General features: G+C 71.1%; 13 protein-coding genes. 6 read left to right on the top strand and 7 right to left on the bottom strand.

Annotated elements, in window-relative coordinates; genetic code table 11:
* Nucleotides 1-53: 53 nt before the first annotated feature.
* On the bottom strand, nt 54-1376 hold the full coding sequence (locus tag QSK30_RS13230) for a serine hydrolase domain-containing protein (protein WP_285502667.1): 1323 nt from the start codon (nt 1374-1376) through the stop codon (nt 54-56).
* Between the two features lie 857 nt (nt 1377-2233).
* Here QSK30_RS13230 and QSK30_RS13225 point away from each other — a divergent pair.
* Nucleotides 2234-2515, top strand: a complete 282-nt coding sequence (locus tag QSK30_RS13225) for an early set domain-containing protein (protein ID WP_285502665.1) — start codon at nt 2234-2236, stop codon at nt 2513-2515.
* A gap of 79 nt (nt 2516-2594) precedes the next feature.
* Here the strand turns inward: QSK30_RS13225 and QSK30_RS13220 are convergent, their stop codons facing one another.
* Nucleotides 2595-3767 (bottom strand): MFS transporter, encoded by a 1173-nt coding sequence (locus tag QSK30_RS13220; protein WP_285502663.1) that lies wholly within the window; start codon nt 3765-3767, stop codon nt 2595-2597.
* Nucleotides 3768-3854: 87 nt separating this feature from the next.
* On the opposite strand from QSK30_RS13220, the gene QSK30_RS13215 reads away from it, so the two are divergent.
* Nucleotides 3855-4163 (top strand): ArsR/SmtB family transcription factor, encoded by a 309-nt coding sequence (locus QSK30_RS13215; RefSeq protein WP_285502660.1) that lies wholly within the window; start codon nt 3855-3857, stop codon nt 4161-4163.
* A 254-nt stretch (nt 4164-4417) separates the two neighbouring features.
* The gene (locus tag QSK30_RS13210; RefSeq protein ID WP_285502658.1) at nt 4418-5719 is read left to right on the top strand and encodes a P-loop NTPase family protein; all 1302 of its coding nucleotides are present in this window, start codon (nt 4418-4420) and stop codon (nt 5717-5719) included.
* A 5-nt stretch (nt 5720-5724) separates the two neighbouring features.
* Here the strand turns inward: QSK30_RS13210 and QSK30_RS13205 are convergent, their stop codons facing one another.
* Nucleotides 5725-6405, bottom strand: a complete 681-nt coding sequence (locus QSK30_RS13205) for a Crp/Fnr family transcriptional regulator (RefSeq protein WP_285502656.1) — start codon at nt 6403-6405, stop codon at nt 5725-5727.
* A 649-nt stretch (nt 6406-7054) separates the two neighbouring features.
* On the opposite strand from QSK30_RS13205, the gene QSK30_RS13200 reads away from it, so the two are divergent.
* Together QSK30_RS13200 and QSK30_RS13195 are read left to right on the top strand one after the other, a co-directional pair.
* The gene (locus tag QSK30_RS13200; protein WP_352231571.1) at nt 7055-8503 is read left to right on the top strand and encodes an MFS transporter; all 1449 of its coding nucleotides are present in this window, start codon (nt 7055-7057) and stop codon (nt 8501-8503) included.
* A complete protein-coding gene (locus QSK30_RS13195; protein WP_285502652.1) occupies nt 8500-9033 on the top strand; it encodes a TetR/AcrR family transcriptional regulator in 534 nt (177 codons plus the stop codon). The genes QSK30_RS13200 and QSK30_RS13195 overlap by 4 nt, the downstream gene beginning before the upstream one ends.
* 67 nt (nt 9034-9100) lie before the next feature.
* Here QSK30_RS13195 and QSK30_RS13190 read toward each other — a convergent pair whose 3' ends face one another.
* Nucleotides 9101-10363, bottom strand: coding sequence for a S8 family peptidase (locus QSK30_RS13190; protein WP_285502650.1), 1263 nt, complete (start codon nt 10361-10363; stop codon nt 9101-9103).
* Between the two features lie 501 nt (nt 10364-10864).
* Complete coding sequence (locus tag QSK30_RS13185; RefSeq protein ID WP_285502649.1) at nt 10865-14098, bottom strand: S8 family serine peptidase; 3234 nt, start codon at nt 14096-14098, stop codon at nt 10865-10867.
* Between the two features lie 151 nt (nt 14099-14249).
* Between QSK30_RS13185 and QSK30_RS13180 the strand changes: the two genes are divergently transcribed.
* Nucleotides 14250-15122 (top strand): hypothetical protein, encoded by an 873-nt coding sequence (locus tag QSK30_RS13180; RefSeq protein ID WP_285502648.1) that lies wholly within the window; start codon nt 14250-14252, stop codon nt 15120-15122.
* Here QSK30_RS13180 and QSK30_RS13175 read toward each other — a convergent pair.
* Nucleotides 15103-16875, bottom strand: a complete 1773-nt coding sequence (locus QSK30_RS13175) for a bifunctional copper resistance protein CopD/cytochrome c oxidase assembly protein (protein WP_285502646.1) — start codon at nt 16873-16875, stop codon at nt 15103-15105. The two genes, QSK30_RS13180 and QSK30_RS13175, sit on opposite strands and share 20 nt — an antisense overlap.
* Nucleotides 16872-17462 (bottom strand): hypothetical protein, encoded by a 591-nt coding sequence (locus tag QSK30_RS13170; protein ID WP_285502644.1) that lies wholly within the window; start codon nt 17460-17462, stop codon nt 16872-16874. Before QSK30_RS13170 ends, QSK30_RS13175 begins: the two co-directional genes overlap by 4 nt.
* Between the last annotated feature and the right edge of the window lie 9 nt (nt 17463-17471).

The raw sequence follows: 17471 nt of genomic DNA, 5'->3' as shown, positions 1-17471 counted from the left end.
CGTGGCGGCGGTGCGGGGTGTTCGGGGCTGAGCGGTCCGGGCTGGACGGCTGGTCAGCCGACCTTGCGGGCGAGCCTGCCGCCGACCTGCAGCCAGGCGGGCTCACCGGTGCGACCCGGGAGGAACCGACCGACCTGGTCGGTCTCGCCGGTGTCGCAGTCACGCATGGCGAAACGCAGCCTGGGCAACGGGGTCAGGTCGGCGAAGGGCTCGTCGTCGACCGTGAGCCGCAGCTCGTGGGTCCCGGTGGAACCCGTGTGGAGAACCTCGTAAGTGGTCTCTCCATTGGCATAACGACCCGCACAGCCCTGGGGTACGGGGGCGAGTTCGATCTTTTCCGGCATCGGGTCGAACCCGGTGATCGGCACGCCGAAGCCGGAGAGCTCGTCGGCCAGCTCGCGCCACACCGCGAAGCCGGAGCCCGCGTTGGCGGTGAAGGCGACCACGGTGCCGGTGGCGGGGTTCATCCGCAGGTGGGCCGAGGTGCCGTCGCCGGTGCCGTCGTGGCCGATCACCGACTCGTCGCCCGCGCCGAACACCGCCAGCCCGAGGCCCCAGCCGTCGGCCATGCCGAAGGGCTGGGCGTCGGGCACCGCGCCGCGCATCTCCTTGAGGGAACCGGGATCCAGCAGGTCGTTGGCCTCGTTGCCTGCCAGCGCGCGGCCCAGCAGGACCAGCTGCTCGGCACTGGCCGCGAGCGCTCCCGCGGGCGCCTCGACCGGCGTGATCGACTGGCCGACCGGGCGCACGGTCCCCCGCGCGCGGTTGACGGTGTGGCCGGTGACCAGGTCCGGGCAGCTGCCGGGGCCCACGACCATGCGCGGGTCGATCCCCAGCGGACCGAGCACGATCGCCGAGACCGCCTCGGCCCAGGGCATACCGGTGACGGACTCGATCGCGTGGCCCAGCAACAGGTAGCCGACGTTGGAGTAGGAGAACGCGGCACCGGGCGCGGCCACCGGGGCCAGCGCGGGACCGGACTCGTGCAGCAGCCTGCGCAGCGTGGGCGCGGTCACCTCGGCGGTGTCCGAGGGCAGGCCGGAGGTGTGGCTGAGCAGGTGGCGCGGGGTGATGTCACCGGCGTCGGGCAGGCTGCCCAGGCCGCCGACCTGCTCGCACAGCGGTTCGTCGAGGTCGAGGTCGCCGTCGAGGACCAGCGCCAGGACGGTGGTGGCGGTGACCACCTTGGTGATCGAGCCCGCCGGGACACCAGCCGCGGCGGTCATCGGGGTGCCGGCCCCGTGCCGGGCGACCCCGGTGGCCCACGACCAGGTCTGGTCGTCGTGGTGGACGGCCAACTGCGCTCCGGGGACCGAGTGCAGGCCGACGAGCTCGGTGAACCGGTCGCGGAGCCTGGCTCTGGCGGATACGTCCATGAGTCCTCACTGGATTCGGGTGCCGGTCGGCACGGGGACACGGGGGACCGCACACCGATACGGGTGGTTCCGGTGGCGCGGTGGGGGGGTGAGCGCGGCGATCGGGAATGAATGCCGCCGAGGGGGATGACCCCCACGCTACTTCAGGTTCCCGCAGATCGCCCGACTCAATCGTCGGACATAAACAATGCTGACCGGCGACGGAGCAGACCAGCTACCGCCGAATGGAGCAATCGCCCCCCTATAGACCAAGGCCATAGCCCCGTAATAGTGCCCTTGGCGAAATCCCGCCGAACATGTTTGAACGAGGAATCGACGCATTCACAAAAGAGATTCGCGACATAACGATGAAAGGTTCGGGGCGTTTCTGTGACGCCTATCACGAAAGGTGTGAACGTTCCCAAGAGTCCACAATAGACATCAAACAATCCTTTTGGTACAAACAAAGGGGCACCTCAGGCGGTCGCCCTGAAGTTCATTCGCGTTCGCTCGCGGAGACTACCCGATAGTAGCTTGCACGTGCAGATGAAAAATCGAAGTAACGTCTCGGTAATCCACTAACAGCACACTGGCAACAGTGTGAAAACCGGACTCTCGGTAACACCCAGCCCTCGACCGCCGAGATTCGGGACACATTCGCCGCCGTTCGGCCCAATATCTGGGAGCCGATCCCGACAATCAGTTGACCACTCAATCACAGCTGTCGGTCAGCCGACTCCCGGACACCCCGGACCGGACCGGTATTCGTCTCCCGTTGTCCGATTCGCCGACACGACCGGGTGAGCGCGCTGGTGCGATCCGGGATCGGCGGGCACGCTGCCCTGGCCAGGCCCCCGCACCGACAGGAACCGCGCCGGATGATCAGCACCAAGGCCCTGCCCTTCGACAAGGTCCGGGTCACCTTCACCCTCGACCGCGACGACCCACCCGGACCGACCAGCGTGGTCGGCTGCTTCAACGGCTGGACACCGGGCCGCAACCCGCTGCGCGGCCGCTCGAACGGGAAGCGCTCGACCTCGGTGGTGCTGCCCGCGGGCAGCACACTGTCCTTCCGCTACCTCACCGACGGCGGCCGCTGGTCCGACGATCCGGCGGTGGACACTCGCGACGGGAGCGGTAACCCCCGCATCACGGTGTGAAGCCCCCGTGTGGCAACGAAGCGGGCGGTGCCGTCGGCACCGCCCGCTCCACGTCCCCGGTCAAACCCCCAGCCGACCCCTACCCGTTCGCCCGCGCCAGTACGGGTTCGGCGGGCGCCGCGGGCCTGCCCGCGAGGATCAGCAGCACAAAGGACAGTGACGCCACCGCGGCGGCGATCGGCGGCAGCGCCAGGATGCCCAGCGAGTCGATCACCACACCGCCGACCACCCCGGAGAGCCCGACGCCGAGGTAGATCGCCGAGGCGTTGACCGAGAGCAGCAACCCGGTGGTGGTCGGCGCCAGCTCGATCAGCCAGTTCTGGATCGGCGGGTTCACCGACCAGGTGAGCATCCCCCAGAAGAACAGCGCGACCGCCGCGGTCGGCCACGTCACCGCGGTGAACGGGAGCGTTGCCAGCACGACCGCGTAGACGATCCAGACGACCTTCAGCGGGCCGCGGCTGCCGTACCGGTCGGTCACCCGGCCGCCGAGCGCGTTGCCGAGCGCGCCGCCGACGCCGTAGACGAGCAGCAGCACCGAGATGGCCGTGCCGTGCAGGTCCGCGGTCCTGGCGAGCAGCGTCGAGATGTAGGTGAAGACGCTGAACGCGGACAGGCAGCCCAGCACGGTCATCCCGAGCACCATCCGCACCCGGGGGTCGGCCAGGACGGAGAACCGCTCCCGCAGCCCGACCACCGGCGGGGCGGGGAGCGTGGGCAGCCAGAGCGCCGCGGCGGCCGCGGCCAGCAGGGTGACCCCGGCGACCAGCGCGAACACCCCCTGGTAGCCGATCGGCCCACCCAGCAGGCTGCCCGCGGGCACCCCGATGATCAGCGCGAAGGTGAGCCCACCGAAGACGATGGCCACCGCCCGGCCGCGGTGGTCCGGCGGGTTGATCACGGTCGCCATCGTGGTGGCGACCGGGGTGAACACCGCGGCCCCCAGCGCGCTGAGCACCCGGGCGCCGAGCAGCAGCTCGTAGCTGGGCGCGACCGCGGACAGGGCGTTGCCGAGCGCGCTGACCAGCAGCGCGACGACCAGCAGCCGCTTGCGCTCCCAGGTGCCGGTGGCCGCGGCCAGCAGCGGCGAGGCGATCGCGTAGGCGATGGCGAACGCGGTCACCAGCTGGCCCGCCGCCGACGACGAGACCTGCAGCTCGCGGCTGACCTGCGGCAGCACGCCGGAGATGATGTAACCGCTGGTGCCCACGGTGAACGCGCCCGCGGCGAGCAGGTACGTGCGTGGTGACATGGGTCTTCCCCCTCGGACCGGGTGTTGTACGACAGTCATCGTAGTACGACAGTAGCCGAACTACGAGCGATCTCGTACTATGAATCCGTGCCCGACGACCTACCGCACCCCAGCCGAGCGGAGATCCGCATCGAGGCGGTGCTGCACGCCCTGGCCGACCCGATGCGCCTGCACATGGTCCGCGAGCTGGCCCGGCTGGACACCAGCGTCGCCTGCGGCTCCATCGACCTGCCGATCAGCAAGTCCACCCGCACCCACCACTTGCGCACGCTGCGCGAGGCGGGCGTGATCACCGTGGTCCCCGCGGGCACCACCCGGATGACCACCCTGCGCCGGGCGGACCTCGACGCGCTGTTCCCCGGCCTGCTCAACGGCATCCTGGCCGCCGAGCGCTAGGCGCCGCCCGGGCGCCGTCGTGGACAGTCCCCCGCCGGTCGTCGCGGACAGGACGGCCGAGGCGACCCGCCCGCGGCGACCACGCAGGGCACACCCGACCTCCACGGACCGTCGCCGGGGACGGTCGGATGCCGGGCAGTTCGGCCAATCCCCTCGGCTGATGGCATCTGCGCCCGCCGGGCGGCCCATGATGTCGGCGCAGTGGCAGCGATCACGAGGGAGCAGGCACCATCGAGAGCCGCGAGATCACCACCATGACCCCGCGGTGGCTGCGGGACGCGGCGCGCCTGGCCGCCGACCACGGGCGGGCCCGGACCACCACCTCCCTCGAGCGGTTGGCCGCCGGTCTGGAGCGGTCCACCTGGCGGATCACCGTCGTGGGCGAGCCGGGGGCGGGCAAGTCGACGCTGATCCACCGGGTCGCGGGCCGGGAGGGGCTGGCCGGGGCCGAGGTGGTCGAGGCCGACTGGGACCCCACCGGACCGCCGCTGGAGGCGGTGACCGACACCGACGGGCTGCTGGTGGTCGTCCCCGCGACCGCCGCCTGGGGGGCCGCCCAGTCCCGGCTGCTCGAGGACGCGGTGTCCGCGCACGTGAGCTCCGTCGCGGTCGTGGTGACCATGCTGGACCGCGTCGGGGTGACCGAGCGCGGCCACGTGCTGACCTACATCGGCGCGCGGATGGGCGCGGTGGTCCTGTTGTCCGGCCCCGGGTCCGCGCCGGACGACGCCTCCAGGGTGGCGATCCGGTCGTTCCTGACCGACACCGCGCCGGTCAACCGGCGGGCCGAGCTGCGGGCCAGGCGGATCGCCGCGCGGCTCGCCGACCAGTGCACGGCCATGGCCACCAGCGCGACCGAGACGATCGCCGACGCCCGACGTGTCCACAGTGGTCAGTTGTTGGACCCGCGCTCGGCCCGGGAACGGGACTGGGAACTGGTGCGGGTGCGGCTCTCCGCGCGCCAGCTGGCCCTGATCGGCCGGGTGGGCGACACGCTGCGCGCCGACCGCACGGCGGTGCTGGCGCGGCTGCGGGGCAACCTGGCCAAGGTCGCCGACCCGGTCGACTGGCTCGTCTCGGCCCTGCGCGGGGAGCTCGCCGCGCAGGCCGAACGGACCGAACGCCTCATCCTGACCGGCATCGCCGCCGACGCGGACTGGGTCGACGCCGAGATCCGCAGGCACCTGCCCGACGCGCGCCCGTGGCGGCCACCGGACACGCTGGGCCTGCGCGTCGAGCCGTCGGACGACGGTTCGGTGCTCGGCCACGTGGTGGCCCAGGGGGCCGGCGCGGCGGTGCACGTGCCCATCCCGCTCCCGTCCCCGCAGGACTTGGCGAGCGCGGTCGAGTCCGCCACCGGCACGGTGGTCAACCAGACGTGGGCGGTGCTGGCCTCGGCCTACGAACCGCTCTTCGCCGACCTGGCGGTCAAACAGCAGGCGTGGCAGGAGGAACAATCCACCGCGCCGACCACCACCACGGACTGGTACACCCTCGCGCGCGCCGCGACCGCGCTGGCGGGCGCGATCCACGGCACCCTGCGAAACCTACCGTAGGTCTATTATGGACAGTCCAATCCGGCCAGTCTGCTGAGCCCGTCGACATCGGTCACCACGACCTGGCGGTAGCGGGTCTCCACGATGCCGCCGTCGCGGAACTGGCGGAGCACCCGCTGCACCGACGGGACCGAGGTACCCGCCAGCGCGGCGAGCTCGGACTGGCTCAACCGGACACCGATCGCGTTGCCCGCGCTGGAGTCCTTCTCGACCATCTCGGCCAGCACGCAGGCCACCCGGCGGTCGGCGGCCTCACCGGCGAACTCGGTGAGCCTGCGGGTGGCCCACCGGTGCTTGACCGACACCGCGCGCAACACCGCGCGCAACGCGACGCCGTGGGCGGTGAGGAAGCCAAGGAAGTCCTCGCGCTCGATCCGGCGCACCACCCCAGGCCCCGCCGCGCTTACCGACACCGCGCGCGGCCCGCCCTCGAAAGCGGTCAACTCCCCGACCAGGTCGCCCCCCGACCGCACCGCGATCAACGCCTCGTCCCCGCACGCGCGACTGGCGTGCACCTTGAACCAGCCGAGCAGCAACAGGTAGACGTGCGTGGCCGGGTCGCCGGCGCGCAGCAACCGGTCGCCGTCGCGCACCCGGACGGGGCGGCCGAGAGCCAGCAGTTCCCGCCGGACGCGATCGTCCAGACCGCCCAGCAGGCTCGTGGGCGGCCACCGGCTCGACGTCATCGCCCCACCGATCCCGTGGTCGAGAGATCCCTGTGCGGACAGGGTCCCATCGTGGGTCGTCTGGGGGTCGCGTTCGTGGGTTTCTCCCTCGAACGGCCGAAGTACTGGGGTTTTGGTGACGGATTCCGGCTATTGGGCGGCGGTGGTGCGACCTCGTGGGCGGGGCCGGCCTCGGTGTTGCCGTCTTCGTTGCCCGGTTGCAAGCGGGGCTCGGTCTAGGGGGCTCGCTTGATGGTTGCCGTCTTCGTTGCCCGAGTTACAAGCGTGGGCTCGATCTAGTGAACTCGCTTCGTGTGGGGCCCCTAGAGCACCGCGGTGGCGAAAAAAGGGCGGGTGAAGGGCATTCCCCACCACCGGCAAGTTTAGCGGTACTCCTCCCCCACACGAAGCGAGTCCACTAGATCGAGCATCCGTAGCGGGTGTTGCGTTCCAGCTTGGTCGGGCCTATCCGCTGCGGTTCGGCGGGGCTGGGTTCTGCGGGGCCGGGTTCTGCGGGGCCGGGTTCTGCTGCGGTCTGGTGGGGGTGGCCTCTTCGCGCCTAGCGGGCGTTGTGTGCTGGCCGGGCGGCGTTCGGCTGCGGTACCAGCGGGGGGTGGCCACTCTGCTGTGGGGGATGAGCTACTGGTCACACGGGCCTTGATCGGGTGGGGTGAACGTGTGTTTACTCCAGTCGGGAGGTAAACACGTGTTCACCCGAGGCAATGCCCCGTTGGCCGCGCTGGCTTCGTGTGGGGTGCTGATGGCTGTCATGCAGACCATCGTGGTGCCGTTGTTGCCGCAGCTGCCCGCGCTCACCGGTGGTTCGCCGACTGACGTCAGCTGGATGATCACCGCCACCCTGCTCGCCGGGGCGGTGGCCACGCCGTTGCTCGGGCGGGCGGGTGATATGTATGGCAAGCGGCGGGTGCTGTTGATGGCGCTGGCCTCGATGGTCGCGGGTTCAGTCCTGTGCGCGGTGTCGGCCACGTTGCCGGTGCTGATCGCGGGTCGGGCTCTGCAGGGGGTCGCGATCGCGGTGGTTCCGTTGGGGATCAGCATCCTGCGTGACGAGCTCCCGCGCGAGCGTGTGATCGGTGCCATCGCGATGATGAGCGCCACCCTCGGTGTCGGTGCCGCGTTCGGGATTCCGCTGGCCACCCTGGTGGTCGAGCACTATGACTGGCACACCATGTTCTGGGCGTGCGCCGTGCTCGGCTCGCTCGTTGCCCTCGCTGTGGTGACCGTGGTTCCCGAGTCGCCGGTGCGGACGCGGGGGCGGTTCGACGTGGTGGGCGCGCTCGGTCTCACCACGGTGCTGGTCTGCCTGCTGGTGGCGGTCTCCAAGGGCAACGCGTGGGGCTGGGGTTCCGCCCGGGTGCTCGGTCTGTTGGCCGGCGCCGTGGTCGTGGCGCCGTTGTGGGTGTGGCACCAGTTGCGGGCCGGGACGCCGCTGGTCGACCTGCGGGTGTCGGTTCGCCCTGCCGTGCTGTTCACGAACCTGGCGGCACTGCTGATCGGGTTCTCCTTCTACGCCAACTCCCTGGCCACCGCGCAGCTCGTGCAGGAGCCCACCTCCACCGGCTACGGGTTGGGTGCCTCGATCGTGGTGAGCGGTCTGTGCCTGCTGCCCGGCGGCATCGCGATGGTGCTGCTCTCGCCGGTGTCCGCGCGGCTGTCGGCTGCTCGTGGGCCGCGCTTCACCCTGGCTGCGGCGGCTGGGCTGATGGCCGTCGGCTATGCCGTGCGGTTGTTCACCAGCACGGACCTGGTGTCGATCGTCTTCGGTGCCACCGTGGTCGCCGCGGGTACGGCGGTGGCCTACTCCGCGCTGCCGGCTCTGATCATGCATGCTGTTCCGGTGACCGAGACCGCGGCCGCCAACGGCCTCAACACGCTGATGCGCTCGATCGGGCAGGCGGTGTGCAGTGCCGTCGTGGCGATCGTGCTGTCCGGGCTGACCGCGCGGAGCGCCGACGGGCACAGTGCGCCGACCCTGCAGGCTTACCTCGCGGTGTTCGCCATCGCCGGGTTCTGCGCCCTTGGCGCGCTCGGCCTGACCCTGCTCATCCCCGGCAGGCGGCGCGCGCCCAGCCCCGTGCTCGCGGTCGGCACCGCGTGACCGACTCCAGCCGCGACGCCATCCTGCTGGCCGCGCGCAAGGCGTTCGCGCGGCTCCCCTATGCCTCGGTGACCCTGCGCGGGATCGCCGCGGACGCCGGGGTGAGCGCCTCGCTCATCGTGAAGCACTTCGGTGGCAAGGAATCCCTGTTCACCACGGTCGCCGACTTCACCGAGGCGGCCACCGCCCTGCTGGACGCGCCCGACGCGGAACTGGGCAGGCACATGGTCTGCGTGCTCGTGCGGTCCCGCCGGGCCAGCAACAGCGACCCACTGCTGCGCGTGGTGTTCGCCATCGGCCCCGGCGACGAACGCGCCTTCATGCGCGAGCGGTTCCGCACCCAGGTCGTGCAGGCCATCGCCGCCCGGCTGTGCGGGCAGGACAAGGCGGTGCGCGCCGAGCTGGTCGCCGCGCACCTGCTGGGTCTGGGTGCCGCGCTGGCGGTCGACCGGACCGGACCACTGGCCAAGGCACCGGTGGAGAAGGTCGCTGACCTCTACGCCCCGGGCGTGCAAGCGCTGATCCACTGACGCGGCGGAACACCCCCGTCGACCGGGCGCGGCCAACGGGGGTGTCTCTATCCACAGTAGACTGTGCTTACGCCGGGACGAACCCGGAGAACAGCAGCTTGTTCGGCGAACCCGCCCCAGCCCCACCCACGACACCGGGCGTCGCGTTGTCGGTCAGCGCGGCAGCGGTCTGCCACGCGGTGTTGGTCGGGAACTTGTGCCGCCACAGCGCCGCGGTGCCGGTCACGTGCGGGGCCGCCATGGACGTGCCGTCCTTGAGCCCGTAAGCGGTGTCCGAGGTGTTCAGCGCCGAGTAGATCTGCCGCCCGGGGGCGAAGATGTCCACGCACGAGCCGTAGTTGGAGAAGGTCGACCGGGCGTCATTGGTCTCGGTGGAGCCCACGGTCGTCGCGGCGGGCGCGCTTGCCGGGCTCTGGTTGCAGGCGAGGGTGGCCCCGTTGCCCGCGGAGACGGAGTAGTGCACGTTCGCCGCGACCGAGTTGCCCACGGCGGTGTTCAGCGTCGGCCACACGCCCGCGGCACCGAGGCTCATGTTGGCCACGGACTTGCGACCGTTGATGATGGTGTCGTTGGTGACCCAGTCAACCCCGGCGATCACGCCGGCGAGAGTGCCCGAGCCGGAGCAGTTGAGCACCCGCACCGAGACCAGCTGCACGTCCTTGGCCACACCAACGGTCTTGCCCCCGACCGTGCCCGCGACGTGCGTGCCGTGCCCGTAGCAGTCGTTCCCAGGCGGGAAGACGCCACCCACCACGTCGATCCCGTAGATGGCCCGCCCACCGAATTCCTGGTGAGTGTAACGGATCCCGGTGTCGATGATGTACGCGGTCACCGTGGACGCGGTGTTCGCGTAGTGGTACTTGGTGTCCAGCGGCAACGACCGCTCGTCGATCCGGTTGATCCCCCACGACGGCGGACTCGCCTGCACGGCCAACGCGTCAGTGGTGACCTCCTGGTCAGCGGTCACGTACTCGAACACCGGATCGGTCGCCAACCGCGCAGCCTGGTCAGCGGTCGCCTTCACCGCGAACCCGCGCAGCGCCGAGTAGTAGGTCTGCGTGATCGACACGCCGTACTTCTGCCGCGTCTCCTCCGACCGGCGCTTCACCACATCGGCGGAGGCGTTGGAGTCGGCCAGGACCGCGATATAGGAGTCGGGAACAGCGGTGGGGCTGTTGGCATCGAGCACGACACCGGGCTTGGCCACGGCAGCGGGAGCGGCGGCCGGGTCAGCGGACACCGGGACAGCACTGGTGATCCCGGTGATCGCCAACACGAACCCGGCGGCCAACGCCGATCTGCGGGACAGTCGGACGAACTTCGCGTTCATTCGGTGGGCCTCCAGAGGAGCAGGGCTGACTGGAACCCCGAGCACACCGCACCCGGGTTGTGATCCGGTTGCGATCGGGGTGTGAGGCAGGCAGCGAGAGAGGGACCCGAGAGTGGCGGAAGGATGGAGGCGGGAGGGGAAGGGGCAGCGCAGGCGAGGCGGAGGAAAGGATCCGCCCACCCAACCGCAGCAGCAAGCCCGCCCCCACCCACCAAACCGCAGCGGATAGGCCGACCCCACTGGCACCCGACAGGGTCCCGTCTCCCCTGGTACCGCAGCGGATAGGCCGACCCCGCTGGTACCGCGGGCCCGCTACGGATGCTCGATCTAGTGGACTCGCTTCGTGTGGGGGGAGAGCACCGCTAAACTCGACCTGTGGTGGGAATGCCCTTCACCCGCCCTTCTTTCCCACCGCGGTGCTCTAGGGGCCCCACACGAAGCGAGTTCACTAGATCGAGCCCCTGCTCTTACCTGGGCAACGAAGACGGCAGCCCAAGCAGCTCAAGCCCCATAAGCCCGAATAACCGTCTGCTCAGCCACATTCCCCACCGCGTCCCGCACCACTGCCCGCAACGACACGAACTTCGCCGTCCGAGGATGCTCCACCACCGCCACCCCCTCAGACACCGGCGCCGGCGCCCAAGTCCGCCCGTCGTCGAACGACGCCTCCACCGTCAGCCCGACAACCGGCGCGGCATGGGCTTCGTCCTGCCGCTGCACCAGCACCGGGATCCGCACCAGCCTGCTGCTCGCGTGGTTGCGCGGGTCCAAAGCCTCTGGCGCGAACCGGATCGCAGCCAATGGCAGGTAAGCACCACCCTTGCCGCCGCGCGGTTGCGGGCGGACCGAGGTGAACGTCCACGTGCTGCGGACCTCCGTGCTCATCGGCGCCTTGCGGGTCACCCAGGTCTCCAGCCGGTAGGACGCCGATGCCTCCGGGACCTGCCACGAGCCCTGCGCGGGCTGGTCGGTTTCGCCGACCTTCACGCCTTCGCGGTAGAGCGCCGTGCTCGCCTTGTCTATTGTGGACGCTCCGAGGTGGCCGGCCGACGGGTCGGAGAACATCGGCACGCCCAGCGAGATCTGGTCGTTGACCCGGGTGGCCAGGCCGTCGCGCGGGAGGGCCGGGCCGATCACCGCCGTATTCCAATCCTCCCGGTAGGTCGTCCCCGGCTGCTGGCGCACGACCTCGCCGCCGGTGATCGACTCGGTGACGACGCCCTTGCGGGTGGTGCGCCACTGCTGGAACTCCGCCGACCAGTCGCCGTTGCCGACACTGTGGAACTCGGTGCGCTTGGTCGGCAGGTCGAGCGGCAGCCCGTAGCCGGAGCCGGACTGGAAGATCGGCTCGGCCACCAGCCACAGCTTCGTGCCGCCGCGGTTGTTCTCCAGCCGCCGGTACTCCGAGTCGACGCGGGCCAGGTCGGCGTCGACCACGTGCCGGGTGAAGCCGGTGGGCAGGGTGCCGGTCTGGAACCACGCCAGGTTGTAGGTGACCGGGGCGCCGGTCACGCCGCCGCTGGGGTCCGGCACGTACCAGGCCCCGCCGACGTCGGCCACCACGTCCGGCACCGGGTCGCCCACCCAGCCGGTGAAGACGCGGGCGAGGTCGTCGCCGAGGATGCCCGCGTACAGGGTCCCCCAGGGCAGCCGCCGCCCGTAGCCGGTGCCGACGGCCCTGGGGCGCACGCCCGGGCGGTCGAAGTCGATCGCGATCGGCTTGGCGGCGGCCGAGTCCAGCACCACCTCGGTGTCCCCGGAGACCGGCACGGTCGGCCGCACGACCTTGCGCGACTGCGTCTGGCCATCGCCGTTCGGCGCGGCCACGACCGTGTCCACGTGGTAGGTGCCCTTGCGGACCCGCAGCACACCCTTCCCGTCCACAGTGGCCACTGGCCGGTAGCGGTCCAGGCTCACGCCCCAGACCAGCGAGAAGTTCCGGTCCGACGGCGCCCCGCTCGGGTCCAGGGTGCGCAGCGTCAGGTCGTAGCTCTCCGGCTCGCGGTCGACCGCCACCGGCGTGGTGATCTTCTGCGTACCGCCCTCGGCGACCACCCAGGTGCTGAAAGCCTTGTCCTCAGCCGGAACAGCGGTGTTGACGGTCAGCTCGACCCGGGCCTCGCCGTACGCGGGCACCGTGACCTGATCGGCGGAGAGCTGGAACATCCCGGCGGGGAGATCACCCGCGAGGGTCAGCCGCAACGGCAGCGGCTGGGCACTGGTGTTCACATAGGACAGTTGCTTGGTGATCACCGGGTCGTCCGCGTGCGGCCACGCCTGCCGCCCCACCGACACCGCGCTCGGCTGCGCGTACACCGCCTGCTCGACCGCCCGCGCCACGTCCACCCGGCCGGCGCCCTGGTCGAACGCGCCCGGGCCGTCGAGCCGCTTGGCGGAGGCCATCAGGGCCGCCTTGAGCTGGAGCGGCGACCAGTTCGGGTGCCGCTGGGCGAGGATCGCCGCCGACCCGGCCACGTGCGGAGTGGCCATCGAGGTACCGCTGAGCGAGGTGTACTTGTCCCGCTTCTTGCCCAGGTTCGAGTACTTCGACCGCGCCGCCGTGATGTCGACCCCCGGCGCCAGGATCTCCGGCTTGAGCGCGGCGTCGTGCACACGCGGTCCGCGCGCCGAGAAGCCCGCGAGGTTGTCCTGCTTGTCGGAAGCGCCGACCGCCAACGCGGCATCGGCACTGGCTGGCGAGGACACGGTTTCCGCGCCGTAAGACCCGTCATTCCCCGCTGCCACAACGAACAGCGCGTTGGCCGACAGGCGGTTGACCGCCGCTTCCAGCAGATCGACATCGGCGGTGTCCGTGCCGCCGAGGCTCATGTTGACGACCTTCGCACCGGACTCGACGGCCCACTGCATGCCCGCCAGGATCGCCGACTCGGCACACCCGTACCCGCCGCACACCTTGCCCACCAGCAGCCGCGCGTCCGGCGCCACGCCGGTGTACTTGCCGTTCGAGGCCGCGCCGGTGCCCGCGATGGTCGAGGCGACGTGCGTGCCGTGGCCGTCGACGTCGGCGGTCTCGCCGCCCTCGCCGGTGAAGTCCTTGGCCGCGGCGATCCGCTTGCGCAGGTCGGCGTGCGTGCCGTCGATGCCGGTGTCGAGCACCGCGACCTGGACCCCCTTGCCGGTCCACCCCGACTTCCACGCCGTGGGCGCGCCGATCAGCGGCACGCTCACGTCCAGGCTCGGCTTGCGCATCCCGTCCAGCCAGATCCGGTCGGTGGCGCGGGTGAGCGCGGTGCCGCGGCCCGCCCAGAAGTCCGCTGCGTCCTCTTTGCGAAGACTGACCGCTTTCGCCGCCACGCTAGTGAGCGCCAAGCCCGTCTGCGGGGCGGTCGCGGGCAGGATCAGCGGCAGGTCGGCGCGGTGTTCGTCGCCATAGCCGTCGCGCAGCAGGGCGGCGACGTCGAAGAGCCGCCGGTCCAGCCTGCCCGCCTGCAGGTCCGCCCACGCGTCCGACGGGACGACCATGAGCTGGTCCTTCACCGCCGAGGTGGCGAACTGCAGCCCCGCGCGACCGGGCGCCGGGTCGACCGCCGGGACCAGCCGCTGCCCGACCTCGCGCACCGTGACGTGGTCACCGGTGACCAGCGTGATCGACCCGAGGAACCGGGTACCCACCGCGCTGGCGGGCGCCGCCTCGGACGGCGGCGCGGGGGTCAGGGCGACCACCCCCACGGCGGCGGACACCACGGTCGCGGCCAGAGCGAGCAGTCTGCGCATCCATCAACGAAAGACGCCCCGGCCTGCCGCGTCCAGGGTCCGATCGTAGGTTGACGTTCACGTTCACCGTCGTTCCCACCCGGTTCCCGAAGTCTGTTGTGGACAGTCTCCGCTGACGGGTTTCTCAGCTCGGCCGGTGGATGATCCGGGCATGGACAGGCTGGTGGGGATCTGGCGCGAGGCCAGGGCGGTGGAGCGCGCGGCGTACGCGGTGGGCGCGGTGCTGTTCGCCTGGGGACTGGTGAACGTGCTGGTGCTGCTGGTGACCGGGGGCAGTTGGGAGGGGCCGCTGTCGCTGCGCAAGGCGGCGACGTTCGGGCTCTCGTTCGGGCTGACCCTGGTGGCGGTCGCGTGGGCCACCTCGTTCGCCCGGATCGGGCCGCGGCGGCTGCTGCTCGGGCTCTTCGGCGGGGCCAGCGTGGGCGAGGTCGTGCTGGTGAGCGTGCAGGCGTGGCGCGGGGTGCCCTCGCACTTCAACTTCGAGACGCCGGTGGACACCGCGATCTCGATGACGCTCGCCGCGGGTGGCGGCGTGCTGATCCTGACCGCGGTGGCCTTCACCGCCACGGCGGTCGCGGGCACCCGCACCACCTCCCCGACCATGCGCGTCGCGGTGCGGTTCGGCCTGGTCACACTGCTGGCGGCGCTGGGGACCGGCGCGGCCATGATCGCTCGCGGGGTGGTCAGCGCGCGCACCGGCGACCCGCAGATCGCCTACACCACCGCGGGCGCGCTCAAGCCGCTGCACGCGGTGGCGATGCACGGGATCCTCGTGCTGCCCGCGCTGGCCTGGCTGCTCGACTCGACCTCGTGGTCGCCACGGCGTCGGATGGCGCTGGTGTGGGCGGGCGTCGGCGCGTACACGGCGCTGACCGTGATCGTCGGCGTCGAGTCGCTCACGGGGGTGTCGCCCCTGGCACCACCGGTGGTCGTCGGGATCGCCTCCGGGTTGGCCCTGGCGGTGTTAACCGTGGTCGGCGTAGTCGCCCTCTATGGCGTACGGGCTAAGCCTGCCGCCTTGTGACAACGGTGTACGCGGCTAAGACGACCCCCGCAGCGACCGCGAACCATCCTGCGAGCTGCTGATCGGCTAAGAGGTCGTGCGGCCACTCCAGGGCGAGCTTGGCGTAGAAACCCTTGCCCAGTGCGGCGTTCCTGGTGAGCAGTAAGAGTCCGATCGCTGCATAGACGCCCGCGACGACCAAGAGGGGCGCGCGACGAGTGCGCGCGAAGAGGCCAAGACCGGCGGCAAGAGAGCACGCCAGAATCGCTAGTCGTGCCCAGTGCTTGCCAGCGAGGCCGTCGAAGAACCCCAACGCGTACAAGAGGACCGGGATAGCAACTACGGCCGACGCGGCAAGACCCGGTCGCGGTAGCCAGACCGCGAGCGGACCGGAAAGTGCGAGTGGCTTACCGTGCGCGAGCAAGAGCGGAACAGCTAGGCCTACCAGGGCTTGCATCACGATGTGCACGCTGAACATCGCGGGCTCGTACTCCCCGAGCACGCAGGTGGCCACGAAAAGCAGGGCACAACCGCTGAGCCAAGAGGCAGTGCGCCGGACGGGCCACGGGTCGGTACGGCGGCGCAGCCGGTCGAGGTACCAGAGGGTCGCGACCACGGCAGCGGTACCGAAGACGAGGTCGGGGCGCCAGGCAGTGAGCAGCCGGGACAACGCGGGAGCATCCGGTAGCGGGTAGCCGATCAGGATCTCAGTCGCCGAGAGCCGACGGCGCACACCCAGCGGTCCCGGCGTGCGGCTCAGACCGACAGCAAGACCGATAGTGGCCAGCATCAGCAGAACCTCTATGGCACCCAGCCTAAGAAGGGGACGGGTGGCACCCTCAGCGAGGCGGGAGAGGGTGCGTTGCCTGTGCAGGTAACCGAAGAATCCCAAGAGGACCACGGCAGCGGTCTTAGCCACGATCAGCACGCCATAGCGCGTGCCGAGGTCGTCGAAAGTCAACCGCAGCGACGCGTTGACCACGCCGGTCACCGCCACCGCGGCCCAGCAGACCAGGGCGACGGTGGAGAACACACGAGCGGCAGCGGCCGCGTAGGGCTTGCGGATGATCACGAGCAGCGCAACCAATCCGCCCACCCAGACGGACACGGCCACCACGTGCAGCATCAGGCTGTCGCTCGCGATGTCGTGGTCACCACCGGACGACGAGTGCCCGGTCAGCGCTACCGGCGCGACGCCCACGAGCGAGGCCGCCAGCAGGAGCGGCGGCTTGAGGTCGAGCCGAGTGCCGATCCAGACCAGGGCCGCGACGTTCGCCACGACCAACCAGGCCAGCGCCACCGACAGCCGCCCAACCGACGGGGCCAAGGTCGCCAGGGCCGAGGGCAGCGGCTGTCCCATCGCGTCGGCGACGGTGAGCACGACCATCGCCGCCGACAGCAGCGCCCACCAGCCCGCCGCCCGACCCGCGATCCCGGTGGCCCGGTCCCGGTCGCCACCTGCGGGGATGAGTGCCGCCGCGGCCAACAAAGCACCGACAACGAAGACAGCCGCGATCTCACTGACCACCCGGACCCCCGGGAGGGCGGCCCGCACGAACGGCCCGGCGTCGGGCAACCCGGGCAACGGCGGTGCCCCACCCGCGGTGAGCCCGACCGCGACCACGCCAGCCGTGACCACCCCGAGACCGATGAGTCCGGCGATCCCACCCGACCCGGGTCGCGAGCGCGGCAGACCCGGCAGTGGTGCCCGCGGACTGGTGGCTCCGAGGTCCAGGGAGGCCTCCGGCGAGGTGTCGGGCCGCACGCGGTTCACGGCCGTCCGTGGCCGCGGTCGGACGAGACGACCTCGAACGAGGAGATGCGCCACTGGCCGTCGACCGAGACCAGCGAGACCGCGTCGACGAGGGTCAGGTTGGGCCGGACCAGGGTGACGGTGACCCGGGCGCCCTCGGGCGTGGTCTGGCTGTCGCCGACCTGGAAGGACACCAGGGTGTCCGCCTTGGCCCGCTCGCACAGCCGCTCCACGGTGCCGTAGCTGTTCAGGACGGGAGCGGTCAGCAGGCCGAAGGCCTTCGGGCAGTCCTCGTCGATCGCGGCGCGGAAGTACCCCGCGACCGCGTCGGCCGGGGTGTTCCCCGACTCGGACCCGCCGAACAACCAGACCTGGGCGGCGACGGCGGCGACGATGGCGCCGCCGATCGCCACCCGGGCGCGCCCGGAGACCGGGCGCTTGCCGGGCGCGGTCGCTGCGCCCTGGGTCATGGTGGCGGGCTGCCCCGCCAGGTCTTCGCTCGTGGCGACGGCCGACCCGGCCGCCGAGCCCTCAGTCGTGGCGGCAGCCGAGCGCTCGGTGGACACCGCGGCCCTCGAGCCACCGGTCGGGCCAGCCGCGGCGGGCACTCCCGCACC

Source organism: Actinokineospora sp. NBRC 105648, from assembly GCF_030269645.1.
Lineage (GTDB): Bacteria > Actinomycetota > Actinomycetes > Mycobacteriales > Pseudonocardiaceae > Actinokineospora.
This window is presented reverse-complemented; position numbering and strand designations above follow the sequence as displayed.